General features: G+C 63.1%; 15 protein-coding genes. 3 read left to right on the forward strand and 12 right to left on the reverse strand.

Annotated elements, in window-relative coordinates; genetic code table 11:
* Positions 1–15 precede the first annotated feature (15 nt).
* From ACGYK4_RS15345 to glpD, 6 genes are read right to left on the reverse strand one after another with little or no spacing between them, the layout of a single operon-like run.
* Entirely contained in the window at positions 16–288 is a 273-nt protein-coding gene (locus tag ACGYK4_RS15345) for a DUF2160 domain-containing protein (RefSeq protein ID WP_067268456.1), read from the reverse strand.
* A gap of 15 nt (positions 289–303) precedes the next feature.
* Positions 304–1,191 carry a carbohydrate ABC transporter permease gene (locus ACGYK4_RS15350; protein ID WP_067268458.1) on the reverse strand — a complete coding sequence of 296 codons (888 nt, stop codon included), beginning with the start codon at positions 1,189–1,191 and terminating at the stop codon, positions 304–306.
* Entirely contained in the window at positions 1,191–2,063 is an 873-nt protein-coding gene (locus ACGYK4_RS15355) for a carbohydrate ABC transporter permease (RefSeq protein ID WP_067268460.1), read from the reverse strand. Before ACGYK4_RS15355 ends, ACGYK4_RS15350 begins: the two co-directional genes overlap by 1 nt.
* Positions 2,060–3,145 (reverse strand): ABC transporter ATP-binding protein, encoded by a 1,086-nt coding sequence (locus ACGYK4_RS15360; RefSeq protein ID WP_394431250.1) that lies wholly within the window; start codon positions 3,143–3,145, stop codon positions 2,060–2,062. Before ACGYK4_RS15360 ends, ACGYK4_RS15355 begins: the two co-directional genes overlap by 4 nt.
* On the reverse strand, positions 3,145–4,230 hold the full coding sequence (locus ACGYK4_RS15365) for an ABC transporter ATP-binding protein (RefSeq protein ID WP_394431248.1): 1,086 nt from the start codon (positions 4,228–4,230) through the stop codon (positions 3,145–3,147). The genes ACGYK4_RS15360 and ACGYK4_RS15365 overlap by 1 nt, the downstream gene beginning before the upstream one ends.
* 13 nt (positions 4,231–4,243) lie before the next feature.
* Complete coding sequence (glpD, locus tag ACGYK4_RS15370) at positions 4,244–5,857, reverse strand: glycerol-3-phosphate dehydrogenase (protein ID WP_394457270.1); 1,614 nt, start codon at positions 5,855–5,857, stop codon at positions 4,244–4,246.
* A 196-nt stretch (positions 5,858–6,053) separates the two neighbouring features.
* Between glpD and ACGYK4_RS15375 the strand changes: the two genes are divergently transcribed.
* Complete coding sequence (locus ACGYK4_RS15375) at positions 6,054–6,821, forward strand: DeoR/GlpR family DNA-binding transcription regulator (RefSeq protein ID WP_067268490.1); 768 nt, start codon at positions 6,054–6,056, stop codon at positions 6,819–6,821.
* Between the two features lie 9 nt (positions 6,822–6,830).
* On the opposite strand, the gene ACGYK4_RS15380 is transcribed toward ACGYK4_RS15375, so the two are convergent.
* From ACGYK4_RS15380 to ACGYK4_RS15390, 3 genes are all read right to left on the reverse strand, one after another.
* On the reverse strand, positions 6,831–8,234 hold the full coding sequence (locus tag ACGYK4_RS15380) for a trehalose-6-phosphate synthase (RefSeq protein WP_394457271.1): 1,404 nt from the start codon (positions 8,232–8,234) through the stop codon (positions 6,831–6,833).
* A gap of 163 nt (positions 8,235–8,397) precedes the next feature.
* Entirely contained in the window at positions 8,398–8,994 is a 597-nt protein-coding gene (locus ACGYK4_RS15385; RefSeq protein WP_394457272.1) for an exopolysaccharide biosynthesis protein, read from the reverse strand.
* A gap of 93 nt (positions 8,995–9,087) precedes the next feature.
* Positions 9,088–10,062 (reverse strand): DNA topoisomerase IB, encoded by a 975-nt coding sequence (locus ACGYK4_RS15390; protein ID WP_394457273.1) that lies wholly within the window; start codon positions 10,060–10,062, stop codon positions 9,088–9,090.
* 198 nt (positions 10,063–10,260) lie between these two features.
* Between ACGYK4_RS15390 and otsB the strand changes: the two genes are divergently transcribed.
* Both otsB and ACGYK4_RS15400 read left to right on the forward strand, forming a co-directional pair.
* Positions 10,261–11,010, forward strand: a complete 750-nt coding sequence (gene otsB / locus ACGYK4_RS15395; RefSeq protein ID WP_394457274.1) for a trehalose-phosphatase — start codon at positions 10,261–10,263, stop codon at positions 11,008–11,010.
* A gap of 45 nt (positions 11,011–11,055) precedes the next feature.
* Positions 11,056–12,831 carry a glycoside hydrolase family 15 protein gene (locus tag ACGYK4_RS15400; RefSeq protein WP_394457275.1) on the forward strand — a complete coding sequence of 592 codons (1,776 nt, stop codon included), beginning with the start codon at positions 11,056–11,058 and terminating at the stop codon, positions 12,829–12,831.
* On the opposite strand, the gene ACGYK4_RS15405 is transcribed toward ACGYK4_RS15400, so the two are convergent.
* The 3 genes from ACGYK4_RS15405 to ACGYK4_RS15415 all read right to left on the reverse strand — a co-directional run bounded on the left by ACGYK4_RS15405 (position 12,828) and on the right by ACGYK4_RS15415 (position 17,242).
* On the reverse strand, positions 12,828–13,430 hold the full coding sequence (locus ACGYK4_RS15405; protein WP_394457276.1) for a LysE family translocator: 603 nt from the start codon (positions 13,428–13,430) through the stop codon (positions 12,828–12,830). The genes ACGYK4_RS15400 and ACGYK4_RS15405 overlap by 4 nt on opposite strands.
* A gap of 123 nt (positions 13,431–13,553) precedes the next feature.
* Positions 13,554–15,095, reverse strand: a complete 1,542-nt coding sequence (locus ACGYK4_RS15410; RefSeq protein WP_394457277.1) for an indolepyruvate oxidoreductase subunit beta family protein — start codon at positions 15,093–15,095, stop codon at positions 13,554–13,556.
* Positions 15,092–17,242 (reverse strand): thiamine pyrophosphate-dependent enzyme, encoded by a 2,151-nt coding sequence (locus ACGYK4_RS15415; RefSeq protein WP_394457278.1) that lies wholly within the window; start codon positions 17,240–17,242, stop codon positions 15,092–15,094. Before ACGYK4_RS15415 ends, ACGYK4_RS15410 begins: the two co-directional genes overlap by 4 nt.
* Positions 17,243–17,249 lie beyond the last annotated feature (7 nt).

The raw sequence follows: 17,249 nt of genomic DNA on the forward strand, positions 1-17,249 counted from the left end.
CCGCCGTGATAGCGCCTAGACCCAGCGAAATACGGCTGCGGCATAGGCAAGGCAGACCAGCAGCGCATAGGGCTGCGGACCCGCCTCGAAACCCAGCCAGATCAAATTGATAAAGGCCGAGCCGAGAAGCGTGATGAACAGACGGTCACCACGGGTTGTCTCAATTCTGAGGATGCCCACCCGGGGCGTCTCAGGGAATTTGATCGCGAGGATCGTGAAGGTCACGAGTAACAGCGCGATGACACCGAAGAAGATCGCGGTGGGCATGGTCCAAGCCATCCAAGACATGGGCGGTCTCCTCTGTTATACCCGCCCGAGGGCAAAGCCCTTGGCGATGTAGTTGCGGACGAAATAGATCACCAGCGCACCCGGCACGATGGTCAGCACACCCGCCGCGGCCAAGACCCCCCAGTCGAGGCCAGAAGCGGAGACGGTGCGCGTCATGGTGGCGGCGATGGGTTTGGCATCGACCGAGGTCAACGTGCGCGACAGCAGCAGTTCCACCCATGAGAACATGAAGCAGAAGAAGGCCGCGACCCCGATGCCGCTGGCGATCAGCGGGGTGAAGATGCGGATAAAGAAACGCGGGAAGGAATAGCCGTCGAGGTAGGCCGTCTCGTCGATTTCTTTCGGCACGCCGCGCATGAAACCTTCGAGAATCCAAACCGCGAGCGGTACGTTGAACAGGCAGTGTGCCAGCGCCACGGCGATATGCGTGTCAAAGAGGTTGACCGAAGAGTAAAGCTGAAAGAACGGCAGCGCGAAAACGGCGGGTGGTGACATGCGGTTCGTCAGCAGCCAGAAGAACAGGTGTTTGTCGCCCAGAAACGTGTAGCGCGAGAAAGCATAGGCCGCCGGCAGCGCCACGGCGAGCGAGATCACCGTGTTCATCACCACATAAATCAGACTGTTCACATAGCCCATGTACCAGCTCGGATCGGTGAGGATCTTGGCATAGTTCGCCAGCGTCAGGTCCCGCGGATAGAGCGAGAAGGACCCGAGGATTTCGGCATTGGTCTTGAGGCTCATGTTGATGAGCCAATAGATCGGCAGCATCAGGAACAACAGGTAGAGCGTCATCACCACCACCGAGCCTTTGGGCCGGAAGCGGCTGCGCCGGGTGCGTTTGGCAGCGGTCACGTCACCCGGAATGGGCGCGGCGCCGGGGGCTTGCACGGTTGTGTCGGTCATCACACACCATCCCTTTTGTCGAGGTTGACCATCACGGTGTAGAACACCCATGAGATCAACAGGATAACGAGGAAATACATCAGGCTGAACGCCGCTGCGGGGCCAAGGTCAAACTGGCCGATGGCCATTTTCACCAAGTCGATCGACAGGAAGGTCGTGGCATTGCCCGGCCCGCCGCCGGTCACGACGAACGGCTCTGTATAGATCATGAAGCTGTCCATGAAGCGCAGCAGAATGGCGATCATCAGCACGCCCGCCATCTTGGGCAGTTCGATGTAGCGGAACACGGCCCAACGGCTGGCTTGGTCGATCTTGGCCGCCTGATAGTAAGCGTCTGGAATGGATTGCAGACCGGCATAGGCCAGAAGTGCGACCAAAGAGGTCCAGTGCCAGACATCCATCACCACAACCGTGATCCACGCCGAAGTGATGTCTTGGGTGTAGTTATAGGTGATGCCCAGCTTGTCGAGCGTATAGCCCAAAAGGCCAATGTCGACGCGGCCAAAGATCTGCCAGATGGTGCCGACCACGTTCCACGGAATCAGCAGCGGCAGGGACATGAGGACAAGGCAGAAGCTGGCCCAGAACCCGTTTTTCGGCATGTTGAGCGCGACAAAGATGCCGAGCGGGATTTCGATTGCCAGAATGACGCCCGAGAAGATCAACTGACGGCCAAGCGCGTCCCACATCCGGTCGCTGTCGAGCATGTCAGAGAACCACTCCAGCCCGGCCCAGAAGAACTCGTTGCGCCCGAAGGTGTCCTGTACCGAGTAGTTCACCACGGTCATCAGCGGGATCACGGCCGAGAAGGCCACGAGGATCAGCACCGGCAGGACAAGGAACCATGCCTTTTGGTTGACGGTCTTGTTCATGCGGCCTCTCCCTCTGCGCTGATGCGCCAGTCGTCGTCATAGACGTTGATGCCCGCCGGATCGAAACTGATCGCGGTGTTTTCGCTCGGCACCGACGCGCCTTCTTCGGCAATGGCGCTGACCGACTGGCCTGCCACGTCAAGGCGGATGATCTTGTGCCGGCCCACGTCTTCGACACGGGTCACCTTGGCCGGAAGGCCCAGACCTTCGCCATTGATCCGAACGAATTCGGGCCGGACGCCCAGTTGCGTTTTCTGGCCCTTGGGGGCGTAGGTCTTGTTCAAATTGACGCTCGTGCCCGCGACCTGCGCGGCATTTCCCGCGATCTGCGCGTCAAAGAGGTTCATCCCCGGCGAGCCAATGAAATAGCCCACGAAAGTATGGGCAGGCCGCTCGAAAAGCTCCTGCGGCGTGCCGATCTGCACGACGCGGCCATCATACATCACCACCACCTTATCGGCGAAGGTAAGCGCCTCGGTCTGGTCATGGGTGACGTAGATCATCGTATGGCCGAATTCGTGGTGCAGCGATTTCAGCTGCGTGCGCAACTCCCATTTCATATGGGGGTCGATCACCGTGAGCGGCTCGTCGAACAAGAGCGCGTTCACGTCCTCGCGCACCATGCCGCGGCCCAGCGAAATCTTCTGCTTGGCATCCGCCGTGAGGCCGCGCGCCTTGCGGTTCAGCTCATCCTCCATGCCGATCATCTTGGCGATCTGCTGGACCCGGGACGCGACATAGGACGCATCCGCGCCGCGGTTGCGCAGCGGGAAGGCCAGATTGTCATGCACGGTCATCGTGTCGTAAACGACCGGGAACTGGAAGACCTGCGCGATGTTGCGCTCAGCGGTCGGCGCATGGGTGACGTCCACGTCGTTGAACATGATGCGCCCCTGCGAAGGCTGCAAAAGCCCCGAGATGATGTTGAGCAACGTAGATTTGCCACAGCCCGAGGCGCCCAGAAGCGCATAGGCTTCGCCGTCGATCCAGTCGTGGTTCAATTCCTTGAGGGCGAAATCATCCTCACCGCTGGGATTGGGCAGATAGGAATGGGCGAGGTTATCAAGCGTGATCTTGGCCATTATGCCGCCTCCGCATAGGGCGCGGCCGAGACGAGCGCCCCGTTCGCGTCAAACAGGTAGATATGCGCCGGGTCTAGATAGACCGGCAGCGGCTGGCCGGGCTGCAAATGCTGGATGCCATGCACCAGACCGACCCATTTCGCACCGTGGTAATCGAGGTGGATAAAGGTCTCCGATCCCGTGATCTCGGTCACGTTCAGCACGGCGTCAAAGCCGATGGCCTCGGGCGCCTGTGCGCTTAGCGTGAGGTGATTGGGGCGGAAACCGGCGGTATATTCGCCGTCGCGCAAACTGGCCATACTGGCCGGCGCCGCCATCTCACCGCCATCGAACCGCAGCGTATCGCCCGATTTGGTCATGCTGAGGAAGTTCATCGGCGGGTCGGAGAACACCCGCGCCGTGGTCGCATTCTCGGGCCGGCGGTAGACGCTCGGCGTCGGGCCGAATTGCGTAACGCGGCCTTCCCAGAGCGTCGCGGTATTGCCGCCCAGAAGCAGCGCCTCTTCCGGCTCGGTCGTGGCATAGACAAAGATCGACCCGGCCCGTTCAAAGATACGCGGGATTTCGGCGCGAAGTTCTTCGCGCAGCTTGTAGTCGAGGTTGGCCAGCGGCTCATCCAAGAGCACCAGCCCGGCATTCTTGACCAGCGCCCGCGCCAAGGCGCAGCGCTGCTGCTGGCCGCCCGAAAGCTCCAGCGGTTTGCGGTCGAGCATCGGGGTGAGCTGCATCAACTCAGCGGTTTCGCGCACGGCGCGATCGATCTCATCCTTCGACTTGCCCACCAGCTTCATCGGAGAGGCGATGTTGTCGTAAACCGTCATCGAAGGGTAGTTGATGAACTGCTGATAGACCATGGCGACCTTGCGGTCCTGCACCCGCATGCCGGTCACGTCTTCGCCGTTCCAGATCACCTGCCCCGTGCCCGGCACATCGAGCCCCGCCATCAGCCGCATCAGCGACGTCTTGCCCGAGGATGTAGGCCCCAAAAGCACGTTCATCGTGCCCTTTTCCAAGGTCAGGTCGGTCGGGTAGATATGCGTTTGGCCGCCTACCGTCTTCGACACGTTCTTCAGGATCAAACTCACGTTCGACCTCCCCTCATTCCGCCGCAGAGGCGGCTTGTTTCGCCGCGCGCATCTGCATCCATTCATCAAGACGCGCGATCTGCGTCTCGTCCATTCGCAGGCCCAGCTTGCTGCGGCGCCAGACGACGTCCTCTGCGCTGAGGGCATATTCCCTGTTCATCAGCCAAGCGACCTCGCGCGCGGTGAGGGTGGCCCCGAAATGCTCGCCCATATCCGCTAGCGTCTTGGCCTCGCCCGCCATCGCCCAAGCATCCGTACCATAGGCGCGGATCAGCCGTGCTGCCCAGCTTTCATCCAGAAAGTCATAATCCGCTTTCAGCCGCGCGATCAACTGCGCCACGCCGTCCACCGGGAAATCACCGCCGGGCAGGGCGACGCCTGCGGTCCAATGGCCCGACAGCCCGTCGAAATGCGGCGCGATCAACTCCAGCGCGTCTTCGGCCAGTTTGCGGTAGGTTGTGATCTTACCGCCAAAGACATTGAGGATCGGCGCGCCGCCGGTCTTGTCGACCTTGAGCGTATAGTCCCGCGTCGCCGCCGTGGCGCTGCTGGCCCCGTCGTCATAAAGCGGACGCACGCCGGAATAGGTCCAGACGATATCTTTGCGGGTGATGTCCTGCTTGAGATAGCCGTTCACGAAGTCGATCAGGTAGTCCTGTTCTTCGGGCGTGCACTCCGGGGTGACGGACGGATCAGGATGATCGGCGTCGGTGGTGCCGATCAGGGTGAAATCCTGCTCATAGGGGATCGTGAAGATGATCCGCCCATCGGTGCCTTGGAAGAAATAGCATTTGTCGTGATCGTAGAGCCGCTTGGTCACGATATGGCTGCCGCGCACCAGCCGCACCCCTTCGGAGGAGTTCAGCCGCGCGGTGTTATGGATGATGTCGCCGACCCACGGGCCGCCCGCGTTGACCAGCATCTTGGCGTGGATCACCTCGCGCTGGCCATCCGCACCATGCTCCACGGTGACCGCCCAGCCATCGGCGCTGCGGTCGGCAGAGACGACTTTGGTCCGGGTCATGATACGCGCGCCGCGCAGTTCGGCGTCGCGGGCGTTCAGCACCACGAGGCGGGAGTCTTCGATCCAGCAATCGGAGTATTCAAAAGCCTTCTCGAACCGATCCTCCAGCGGTGCCCCTTCGGGCGTGCCGCGCAAGGACAGGCTGCGTGTGGCAGGCAGGATTTTTCGCCCGCCGAGGTTGTCATAGAGGAACAGGCCCAGCCGGATCAGCCATGCCGGGCGGCGGCCCCGCATCCACGGCATGAACAACCGCAGCAGTTTAGAGGTCGGCGTGTCGCCTTCGAACCGCATGTCGCGGTGATAGGGCAGCACGAAACGCATCGGCCAAGAGATATGCGGCATCGCCTTCAGCAGCACCTCGCGCTCGGTCAGCGCATGGCGCACAAGGCCGATCTCAAAATACTCAAGGTAACGCAGCCCGCCGTGGAAAAGCTTGGTCGAGGCCGAAGAGGTCGCCGAGGCCAGATCGTTCATCTCGGCTAAGCTCACGCTCAGACCCCGGCCTGCCGCGTCGCGCGCGATCCCGGCGCCGTTAATGCCACCACCGATGACGAATAGATCGACCGGGGCAGCGGCCACATGGCTATCGGGCTGTTGGTTCACGATCCGGCCCTCCCCCAGCTCAGACTGTCCAATTTGGGGCAGTGTTACGAAACGACTCTCATCTGCACAAGAATTATTTTCGTTTATGTTCGTTTCGCCAGTATAGCGAACATGTTAAACGCAATCCGCAGCGCGATTGCTTGCGTTAGCCAAAACACTGGAGATAATGCGCCAACAGCAGGCAGGAGCGACACCTATTTCACAGACATTCCGCCACCCCGACATTCTGGAAATCGCCCGGCGCGAAGGCAAAGTCACTGTCGATGGGCTGGCCGAACATTTCGGCGTGACCCATCAGACCATCCGCCGTGACCTTACGGAACTGGCCGACAGCGGTAAGCTTGAGCGGGTCCATGGCGGTGCGGTGCTGCCCTCGGGGGCCAGCAACATCGGCTATGCCGAGCGGCGCAATCTGCATGAAGAGGCCAAGAACCGCATCGCCCGCGCCTGCGCCGAACATATCCCCGACGGCTGTTCGGTCTTTCTAAATATCGGGACCAGTACCGAGGCGGTGGCCCGCGCCCTGCTTCACCACCGCGATCTGATGGTGGTGACGAACAACATGAACGTGGCGAATATTCTGGTCGATAACCCCGAATGCCGCATCGTGCTGACCGGCGGCGCACTGCGCCGGATGGACGGCGGACTGGTCGGCAATCTGACGATCGAAACGATCCGCCAATTCAAATTCGACATCGCGGTGATCGGCTGTTCGGCAATGGACGCGGATGGTGATCTGCTCGACTTCGACATCGAAGAAGTCGGCGTCAGCCAATGTATCATCGCGCAGTCGCGCAAGACTTTTTTGGTGACCGATCACTCCAAATTCAAACGCTCCGCCCCCGCGCGCATCGCCTCGGCGCGGGAGGTGGATATGTTCTTTACCGATCTGGCGCTGCCTGCGGGCCTTGCCGAGAAATGCAGCGGTTGGGAGACCGCGGTGGTCTATGCGCCGGAAGAATGACCCCCGCCGCTAGGCGTCTGTCCATTCCCGCGCGCGGGGCTTGACCACGAGCGTCGGCTTGCAGGCTTTCAAAGCGTCGACGAAATGCTGGCTCCAGAGGTTCACATCCGTGGCCCGCACCTGCGCCATGCAGCTTGCATGGCGGCGCTTCCGCTCTTCCAGCGGCAGGGCGAGCGCGGTCTTGAGCGCTTCGCTCATGTCTTCGATATCATAGGGGTTGACCTGAATCGCATCCGTCAGGTCTTCGGCGGCGCCGGCCATATGCGACAAGATCAGCACGCCGGGGTCTTCGGGGTCTTGCGCGGCGACATATTCCTTGGCCACAAGGTTCATCCCATCGGCGAAGGGCGTCACGATCCCGACCCGCGCCCGGCGATAAAGGCGGGCCAAAAGGTTGCGATCAAGGTTGCGGTGGATATAGCGCAGCGGGGTCCAGTCGATCTCTCCATGCTCCCCGTTCACGCGACCGACAAGCTCTTCCAACTCGTAGCGCAACTCGCGATAGGCGGCGACTTCCTCTCGGCTGGGCGGGGCGATTTGGACCATGCTTACCCGGCGTTCCCGCTCATCCCGGGTTTCGAGATAGCGGCCAAAGGCGCGGAAGCGGTTGGGCAGACCTTTGGAGTAATCCAGCCGGTCGACGCCGATCACGATGTCACCCGCCATATCGTCGGCCAGACGGTCCTGCGCGCTGCCGCCCTGCGCGGCCTTCACAAAGGTCTCCACGTCGATGCCGATGGGGAAAGACCGCAGCGCCACCGCGCGGGAGCCGCATTTGATCGTGCCGTCCATTAGGAATTCGGAATCGGTTTCGGCCCGGAACATCTCAAGACAGCGGGCCACATCGGCGCGGGTTTGCAGGCCGACGAGGTCATAGTCCGCCAGCCAATGCGCCAGATTGGCCTCCCGCGGGAGGGCGCCCATATCGCCCAAGGCGGGAAAGGGAATATGCAGGAAAAACCCGATCTTGCCGGTGAAACCCAGCTTGCGCAGCTCTGTGGCGAGGGGGAAGAAATGATAGTCGTGAACCCAGATCATATCGTCCGGCTCGGCCACCTCCATCACCTGTCGGGCAAGGCGCGCGTTGACGGCGCAATAGCCCCGCTCGAACCCGCGGTCGAGCTTGACCAGATCGCCGCGGCGGTGACAGACAGGCCAAAGCACCGAGTTCGAGAATCCGAGGTAGAAATTCTTGTAATCTTCTGGGGTTAGGCTAAAACTCAGCCGGGTGTAATTACCCTGATCGCCATATTCGCTGAGACTGTTGGCGGGGGTTTCCATGGTTTCGGGGTGCGACCCGATCCAGATACCGCCGATCTTGCGTAGGGTTTCATGCAGCGCATAGACCAGCCCACCGGAAGGGGCGGCCTCCGACGGGATGCGATTTGAGATTACAATTAATCTGCCAGCCATTTTATGCCTCGGGAACAATCATTTTCGGTCGCCGAGCCTGATTAGGCGGAACGCCGACCACCACTAACGGTTTAATGGTTTAGGTCGGTAAAGGTTCCCAGCTTGAGCAGCTTTGGTCAAATCTTTTGCAGGTGCAGCATAGCCGAGGGCCGGAATTATTTTCTCAGCGCCCAAGAAAGAACCACGCGACCCCCACAGGCAGCAGCGACATGAGGATCATCGACAGGATGACCACCCGCCCGTCGCGCATCAGATAGCCCGCCGCGAAGATGGCGATCATCGCCGACGCGATGGAGCCGGAAGTGGGTACGACCTCCATGAAGGGCATGAACATCGACAGGGCCATCACCATGAACAGGGGCAGGTAAATCCACGGGCGGTGCAGGATGAAGGTCGAGCGCTCATGCAGATAGCGGTCCACGAAATCCACCGGACGGCGCAGCCATCGCACCCCCTCGCGGAGTTTCTTCGCGGCGATGTCACGGCGCATGACGAAACCGGGCAGCCAAAGGCTGTCGCGGCCAATGATCATCTGCACCACCAGAAACAGCACCACCAGTCCGATGAAAGCCGTGATCCCCGGAATGCCGCTGGCGGGCGAGGTTGAGATCAGGCTGAAAGCGAGGATGGTTGAGGCAAAGGAATGTTTGCCCAGACAATCGATGATCTCTTCCACGGTGATTTGCCGATCCGCGCCGCCGGAAAGATGCTCCATCTCATCTAGGACGCCGCTGAGGGTTGGCCGACCTGTATCGCTCATGAAATTCTAGTCCTTCTAACGTCGGGCGATAGCGCTACTCATGTTAACAATGCGTGAGCGCGGTGAAAGTTCGCCCGAATTGTCAGTTCAAGTTCACGTCTTCGCGCGCAGAAAGGCCAGCAGCCCCCGTTCGGCTTGGGTCATATCGTCGATATCGGGCGGGTCCGGCAAGTCTTGCGGGGTCTGGCAAAGTTCGATCACCTGCGGATGGATATAGCTGTTACGCGCGATGGTGGGCGTGTTGTGCAACCGTTCGGCGGCGGCTTCGGCCATGGCTTTGATGCTGGGCTTGTCCTCTTTCAGCGCAACGTCGAAGGCGGCGACGGACCCGGCCCAAGTGCGAAAGGTCTTGGCCGAGAAGCCTTCGGTGCCAGCGGCCTCGGCGATGTAATCGTTCAGCGCGGTGGAGGTCAGACTGCGCGGCTGCCCCTCTTCGTCGATCCACGTCAGCAGGTCCGCGCCGGGCAGATCGCGGATCCTCTCCAACGCGCGCATTAGGGTGCGGTTGGCGATCTGGCGGCGGACCCGTTTGCCGCCCTTCGCCATGAACGACGCCTGCAACTTCCCATCGCGCAGGACCAGATGCCGCCGTTTCAGGGTCAGCGTGCCATAGGTCCGGTTGGTTTCGGCATAGACCTGATTGCCGACGCGCAGCGACAGCCGGTCGATCATCGCAACGGCGGCGGCCAGCGCGAAATCACGTTCGCCCAACTCCTCCTTGAGATCACGGCGCACGCGGCGGCGGATGCGCGGCAGGGTCTCGGCAAACTCGGGCAGACTGGCGTATTTCTCCTGCGCCTGCGCCTCGGACCAGAGCGGATGGTAACGGTATTGCTTGCGGCCTCGCGCATCGAAGCCGGTCGCCTGAAGGTGCCCATTGTCATAGGGGCTGATCCAGACCCGCTCATAGGCCGGGGGCACCGCCAGTTTCACCAGCCGCGCCCGCTCGGCCTTGTCCTTGATGCAGCGGCCATCGGGCGCGTGATAGGAAAACCCCCGCCCGCAGCGCCGCCGAGCGATGCCGGGTTTGCTGTCGGGGTAGTACCTGAGCGTCGATGGTGCGGTCATCTGGGCTTCCGATTGCGATAGGCGGGGTGGCGTCTGGGGCCTGCCCCCGTTTTGATCAACGCGGGCACATCGGCTGGGTTCCCGCGGCGCACATCGCGCATCTCTGCGCAGTTGCAGCATAAATCCGTTGATTTCGCTGCGCTGGCGCATAGGTTTCTGGGGGAACGCCCGTGCAACGAAACGGATAGACCGGACCCTATGGATAGCACCACCCTGTCGCCCCGCAATCTGCCGCCCGTGATCCTGGTCGAGCGCCATGCGTTCTTCCTTGATCTCGACGGCACGCTCGCCCCCATTGTCGACAACCCCGAAGACGCCTGTCTGCCGGAAGCGACGCGCCATCTTCTGACCCGTCTCGTCGCAAAGACCGATGGGGCGGTGGCAGTGATATCTGGCCGGGCCATGGCGGATGTGGACCGTATCTTGGGCGCGCTGCGCCTGCCGGTCTCGGGGTCGCATGGGCTGGAGCTGCGGCTCAGCACCGCGGAGGATCACCCCCCGGAGCAGAGCGCGGGCATCCCCACCCCGGTCATCGACCGGGTCGAGGAATTCGCCGTGCTGCATGGGGTAACATCCGAGCGCAAGCCCGGCGCGATCGCGCTGCATTACCGCAAGGCCCCGGAGCAAGAAGACGCCTGTCGCGGCTACGTCGATACGCTGGTCGGCGAAGACTCCAGCCTGCGCGGTTTGCATGGCAAGATGGTTAGCGAGGTCGCCTTGAAAGGTGTCGACAAGGGCGGCGCGGTGGCGCGGTTCATGGCCTCCCCCGCCTTTGCGGACCGCCTGCCCGTGATGGTCGGCGATGACGTGACGGACGAAGACGGCTTTCGCGCGGCGCAGGCCATGGGTGGCTTTGGCATCAAGATCGGCCAAGGGCCGACCGAAGCCCAACATCGCATCGAAGACGTGGCCGGTTTTGCCGATTGGTTGGAAGAGATTTTGCGCTGATCCGGCCCGCCCGGCAGTCGCATCAAGAATAGAAAAGAGGGACTTATGGATCTGGGTGTCATCGGGAATTGCGCGGTTGCGGCGCTGGTCAGCCGCGAAGGGGCGATCAACTGGTTCTGCCTGCCGCGTTTCGACGGCGATCCGGTCTTTCACAGCCTGATGGGCCATGGCGCGGGCGAAGAGGGCGACGGGGAATTTGCCGTCGAACTCGAAGATATGACCGAGAGCGAGCAGAGTTACCTGCCCAATACCGCGATCCTGCGCACCGTGTTGCGCAGCCCGAAAGGCGCGGTCGAGGTTGTCGACTTCTGCCCCCGTTTCACCGCCTATGGCCGCAGTTTCCGCCCTCAGATGCTGGTACGGCAGGTGCGGCGCATTGAAGGGTCACCCCGTATACGGATGCATCTCAAACCACGCTTTCAATGGGGGGAGGTCGCCCCGACCCTCACCCGCGGCTCGAACCATGTGCGTTTCGTCGGGCCAGAGCAGAACATGCGCCTGACCACCGACGCGCCGATTGACCATGTGCTCGACGGGCGGATGATCAATCTCGAAGGTGAGATGACCTTCATCCTCGGCCCCGATGAGACCCTGTCGGACAGCCCTGAGCAGATCGGCACCACCTTCCGCACCAAGACGACCCGCTATTGGCAGCGCTGGACGCAGCGTTTGGCGATCCCTTTCGAGTGGCAGGAGGCCGTCATCCGCGCCGCGATCACGTTGAAACTGTGCAGCTATGAGGCCACGGGCGGGGTGATCGCCGCGATCACCACCTCCCTGCCCGAGGCGCCGGATTCAGGGCGCAACTGGGACTACCGCTATTGCTGGGTGCGCGATGCCTTCTTCACCGTGCGCGCCCTTAACAGCCTCGCCGCGACCCGCACGTTGGAGCATTATTTCCAATGGCTGATGAACGCTGTGGCCGATGCCGAGGGCGGGCATATCCAGCCGGTGCTGGGGCTGGGGCTTGAGACGGCGCTGACCGAACGTATCTCGCCCAGTCTACAGGGGTTCCGTGGGATGGGGCCGGTGCGGATCGGCAATCAGGCGCATGAGCATTTCCAGCATGACACCTATGGCAACATCATCCTCGGCGCGGCCCCGGCATTTTTCGATCACCGGCTGCCGATGAACACAGGGCGCACCGCCTATGAGCAGTTGGAGCCGCTCGGCGAACAGGCGTGGGAGTTACACGACCAGCCCGATGCGGGCATTTGGGAATTGCGCAGCCGCGCGCGGATTCACACCTCCTCGTCGCTGATGTGCTGGGCCGCCTGCGACCGTCTGGCCAAGATCGCACGGCATCTGGAATTGGGTGACCGCGCCACGCTTTGGGCGGAGCGGGCCGAGGTGATCCGCGACAAGATCCTCGACAACGCATGGTCCGAGGAACGCGGCGCCTTTGTCGAAAGCTTCGGCGGCAGCACCCTCGACGCGAGCGTTTTGCTCATGGGCGAGGTCGGCTTTCTGCCGCCGAAAGACCCTCGGTTCATCGCCACGGTCGAACGTCTATCCGAAGTGCTGGGCCGCGGCCCCTTCATGTTGCGATACGAAGAGGCTGACGATTTCGGGGTGCCGGAGGTGGGCTTCAACGTCTGCGCCTTCTGGCGCATCGACGCGCTGGCACGGATTGGCCGCGAAGAGGAAGCGCGCAAACTGTTCGAAGAGCTGCTGGAGGCCCGCAACCACCTCGGCCTGATGTCCGAAGACACCGCCTTTGCCACTGGTGAGGGCTGGGGCAACTTCCCCCAAACCTACTCCATGGTCGGCATCATCAACGGCGCCATGCGCCTGTCGCGCCGGTGGGAGGCCGAGCTTTAACGCGCAAGCAGCAGCCGCAGCCCCAAAAGCCCCAGCACAGCCGAGGCAATGCGGTCGAAATAGACTTTCGCGCGCAGGTAGCCTTGGCTGACGGCAGGGCGGCTCATGCCGAAGGCCAACGCGGTGTAGAAGGCCAGTTCGATGATCAGGTGATTGGCGACGATCAAGAGGTTCTCGCTCAGCCGCATCCCCTCGGGGAAGATGACGACCAGCACCGCGGCGGCGAAAAGCACCGATTTGGGGTTCAGGATATTGATCATCAGCCCCTGCCGGAACGCATGGCGGGCGGGTGTCACCGTGCTGGTCACCGGTGCCCGCGCCCCGCGCCACATGCCATAGGCCACATAGAGCAGGTAGGCCGCGCCCACGGTTTTCACGATGGCATAGGCCCATGGGAAGGCGAGGAAGACGGCCTCCAACCCCAAGAGCGCGGCGAGGGTCCAGAACGACGCCACAAGGCCGAGGCCAGCCCCCACGGCAACGCCCGCCTGCCGCCCCGAACTCAGCGTCGTTTTCAACGCGATCAGAAAGGCCGGGCCGGGGCTGAGGATCGACGCGATGAGCGCGATGTTGAAGGCGAAGAGATGCGATAGTTCCATGGCGGCGGCCCTCTGTGACTGCGCCCAGCTAGGCGCGGTGCTGGCCCATGGTCAACTGGGATGCAGGCGACCGGGGCCGCTCGGTGCGTGATCGGCCCTGCGACCGCTTAAAAAGCGGGCACCTCAGACGAAGGAGCGCACCGTGGCGATGGCCCCGTCGAGCGCCTTGCCTTCCGCATCCTGCAACGCCGCCTCGCGCAGCCGCGCGATCCACTCCGCCGCATCGTCGCGCCCGCGTAGCAGATCGGCGGCGTCCATCACGCGGTCGAACTTGCCCAGACCCCGCGCGTGGGTGTCGGAGTAGCCCTTGATCAGGCGGCGGCATTTCACCAGTTCCACGGCGAGGGCGTAGTCACTCTCCACCTCCGCAAGGCAGCGGCGCAGCCAGTCCTCCAGATGCGCCACCTCGAGGGCATGGCGAAGGGTGCGCAGCCGGTAGCCCTTCAGGCCGCCGAGGAAATGCAGCATCAGGAAGGCGGGCAGCCGGTCGGTGCGCAACCGGCGGCCCTTGTCGAACCAGCGGTTCAGCCGAGCCATCCACGTCTCGCTCGCCTCCACCTTGGCGCCGAGCCGCGCGGGCATGAGCCCTGCGATCTCTTCCGCGCGGGGGTGGAAATACTCGGTCAGCTGCAGCAGGTTCTCGTCACCCGCGCGCATTTCTTGGCGGATGTGCGACAGACGCGGCGCGCGGGTCTTGAGGTCCGCCACGCGAATGATGTCGTCATAGGCCATCGCGTTTGCGATATATTTCGCCGCCGCCGCCGAAAGCGCCCAGTCCTGCTCTGCATCGTCGCGGGCCAACACGGTATCGAGCCGGTCGAGGTAAAGCGCGCCATAGGCGCAGTCCTGAAAGTTCACCACCTTGGCGAGCCCGGCAAGCGCGAGGTCCCGCACCGGCTCAGGCAGACCGTCGGCCCGCTCCACCAGTGCTGCCCATTCGGCCTGCAACTTCTCCGGCCCGACAAGGCTGAACGGTTTGATCTCTTCCTCGGGCGCCTGCGGTGTTTCGGGCAGCTTGCCCTGTGCCGCATCAAAGCCCACGGCGAAGGCGCGCAGCGAGGGCTCGACCCCCTTGCCGCCGGCGCGGATCGCATTCTCATAGGCCTCACGTGGAAACGGCAGCGCGCCGGAGCCTGCAAGCGCGCCGAAGAGCGAGGCCGAGATGACCGAACCCGCGCCGACGGCCAGCCCTTCCATATCTTCAAGCACCAGCTTATGCGCCGCGATCTCGGCCGCCGCGCGGACCTCATCGGCATCGGCAATGCCGTCGCCCGGCGCCATCTTCTCGCTCACCGCCAGCGCGCGGTGGGTCGAGCCGATCAGCGTCGTCCGGTCCGGCGTCACGAAACCGCGCATTACGGCGCGGCCCACTTCCATCATCTCGGCGGCGATCAGCACGTCCACGTCGCCCGCCGCCGGGGCCAGCGCGAAGACGGGGTCGAGCGCGCCCTTGGGCGCCATTTCGACGTAGTAGATCGTGGCCCCCGTGCGCTGCGCCACGCCCGCGACCGAGGTCGCCTGACAGACATAGCCTTCGGCCCGGGCCATCGCCTCGATCCAGCCGGTGAGCACGCCACCCCCCTGCCCGCCCACGGCCATGACCGCGAGCTTGATGATCTCCCCGGCCCGCGCGTCCGGGGTCTTTTGCGGCAGCACCATGTTCATGTCGCCACTCCTTCGTTGCGCAGCCGTTTCGCGTCGCGCCGCCGTTGCAGCCAAGCGATGATCTTGCCCGTCACCTCAGCGCGCCAGCGCTCGAAACGGGTCGGGTTGTGCACCACGTCGGCTTGATAGAAGGACGGGCAAAGCACCGCTGTATCCGCGACCTCGCCGCAGTTGCCGCAGCCCACGCAGGTCTGGTCGATATGCGCCACCGGGTCGTCGCGCAGCGGATCGTCGAGACGTTTGAGCGAGAGCGACGGGCAGCCCGAAAGCCGGATGCAGGCGTGGTCACCGGTGCAAACATCGGCATCGACGCCAAAACGCGGCACCTCCATGCGGCGGCCTTCCTTGATCGCCTGGTTGCGTTTCGGCTTCTCGCGGCGCTGCTTGTTGAGCATACATTCCGACGACGCCACGATCACCTTCGGCCCTTTGTAGTCAGTGGTCAGCGCCTCGCGCAGAACCTCGCGCAGCTTGCCCACGTCATAGGTCCGGTCGATCTGGCGAACCCATTCGACGCCGACGCCCTTGAGCGCCTTGGAAATCGGGTTGTTGGTGCTTTTGGTGTCGTTATGCGCGCGCGAGGACATCACATCCTGTCCGCCGGTGGCGGCGGAATAGTAGTTGTCGACGATCACCGCGACGCTGTCGGACTTGTTGAAGACCATGTTGCCGATCGAGGTCGACAGACCGTTGTGCCAGAACCCGCCGTCGCCGAGGATCGAAATCACCCGCTTGTCGCCGCCCCCATCGAAGGCCGCGTTGGAGGCGGGGCCGAGGCCGTAGCCCATGGTCGAGCCGCCAATCTCGAAGGGCGGCAGGCAGCCGAAGAGATGGCAGCCAATGTCGCCGGTGATCTGGTGCTTGCCCAACTCCTGCTCGGTCAGTTTCATCGCCGCGAAGATCGGGCGTTCGGGGCAGCCGGTGCAGAAGCCCGGCGGGCGGATCGGCACGGTCTGCGACAAGTCCGGGATCGCGGGCGCCTCGGCGTTAGGCGCGCGCACCGCACCGGGCAGCATCTCCGGCGCGGCGATCTTGAGGAAGGCCGTGAGACCATCCAGCAGCACCTGCCCGGTGTATTCCCCGGCCATCGGCAGCACGTCCTTGCCGTGCAGCTTCACCCGGCGGTCGAGCTTGTAGAGGTAGGAGCCAAGCTGCTGTTCGATGTGATCGGGCTGGCCTTCTTCGACCACCAGCACATGCTCTTTGCCCGCGCAGAAGTTGTCGAACTCATCGCGCAAGAGCGGGTAGGTGACGTTCAGCACGTAGAGCGGCACCTCGGTCTGGCCGTGGATATCCGCCAGCCCCAACCGTTGCAGGGCGCGGATGACCGAGCTGTACATGCCACCCTGAACCACGATGCCCAAGGGTGCCTTCTCGGGGCCGAAGAATTCGTTGAGCTTGTTGTCGCGGATGAATGTCTCCGCGGCCGGCCAGCGGTTCTCGATCTTGTCCTTCTCATGTAGGTAGGACATCGGCGGCAGCACCACGCGGTTGAAATCCGACTGCGGGTTCGCCGCCGCCTCGGCCACGGTGAGCGGCGGGCGCTGGTTGTCGCGGGTCTCGAAACTGCCCGTCACATGGCACGACCGAATGCGCACCATCAACATCACCGGCGTGTTGCTGGCCTCGGACAGCTCGAACCCGTCCTTCACCGCCTTGGTGATCGAGGGCAGGTTCGGGCGCGGGTCCAGCATCCAGAACTGAGATTTCATGGCAAAACCGTGGCTGCGCTCCTGCATGATCGAGGAGCCTTCGCCGTAGTCCTCGCCCACGATCACCAGCGCGCCGCCGGTCACGCCCGACGAGCTGAGGTTGGCCAATGCGTCCGACGCCACGTTCACCCCCACCGGCCCCTTGAAGGTCACCGCCCCCCGGATCGGATAGTGCACGGACGCGGCCAGCATCGCCGCCGCCGCGGCCTCGGAGGCATTGGCCTCAAAGCGCACGCCCAGCTCGCCCATCAGTTCCTCGGCGTCGGCCAGCACGTCCATCAGGTGGCTGATCGGCGCGCCCTGATAACCGCCGACATAGCCCACGCCGTTCTCCAAGAGCGCCTTGGTGATCGCAAGGATGCCCTCGCCGGTGAAGACGTCGCCGTCTCCCTTGCGCAGATGTTCCACCTCTGCCTTGAACGAACGTTCGGCCATCGGACCC

The organism is Sulfitobacter sp. 1A13368, assembly GCF_043557275.1.
Taxonomy (GTDB): Bacteria; Pseudomonadota; Alphaproteobacteria; order Rhodobacterales; family Rhodobacteraceae; genus Sulfitobacter; species Sulfitobacter faviae.

Bases quoted from the DNA above. Each gene is read 5' to 3' on its own strand.
- ACGYK4_RS15360 (WP_394431250.1), bottom strand. From the start codon at position 3,145: ATGGCCAAGATCACGCTTGATAACCTCGCCCATTCCTATCTGCCCAAT.
- ACGYK4_RS15410 (WP_394457277.1), bottom strand. From the start codon at position 15,095: ATGAACATGGTGCTGCCGCAAAAGACCCCGGACGCGCGGGCCGGGGAG.
- ACGYK4_RS15355 (WP_067268460.1), bottom strand. From the start codon at position 2,063: ATGAACAAGACCGTCAACCAAAAGGCATGGTTCCTTGTCCTGCCGGTG.
- ACGYK4_RS15345 (WP_067268456.1), bottom strand. From the start codon at position 288: ATGTCTTGGATGGCTTGGACCATGCCCACCGCGATCTTCTTCGGTGTC.
- ACGYK4_RS15390 (WP_394457273.1), bottom strand. From the start codon at position 10,062: ATGACCGCACCATCGACGCTCAGGTACTACCCCGACAGCAAACCCGGC.
- ACGYK4_RS15415 (WP_394457278.1), bottom strand. From the start codon at position 17,242: ATGGCCGAACGTTCGTTCAAGGCAGAGGTGGAACATCTGCGCAAGGGA.
- ACGYK4_RS15385 (WP_394457272.1), bottom strand. From the start codon at position 8,994: ATGAGCGATACAGGTCGGCCAACCCTCAGCGGCGTCCTAGATGAGATG.
- otsB (WP_394457274.1), top strand. From the start codon at position 10,261: ATGGATAGCACCACCCTGTCGCCCCGCAATCTGCCGCCCGTGATCCTG.
- ACGYK4_RS15400 (WP_394457275.1), top strand. From the start codon at position 11,056: ATGGATCTGGGTGTCATCGGGAATTGCGCGGTTGCGGCGCTGGTCAGC.
- ACGYK4_RS15350 (WP_067268458.1), bottom strand. From the start codon at position 1,191: ATGACCGACACAACCGTGCAAGCCCCCGGCGCCGCGCCCATTCCGGGT.
- ACGYK4_RS15405 (WP_394457276.1), bottom strand. From the start codon at position 13,430: ATGGAACTATCGCATCTCTTCGCCTTCAACATCGCGCTCATCGCGTCG.
- ACGYK4_RS15380 (WP_394457271.1), bottom strand. From the start codon at position 8,234: ATGGCTGGCAGATTAATTGTAATCTCAAATCGCATCCCGTCGGAGGCC.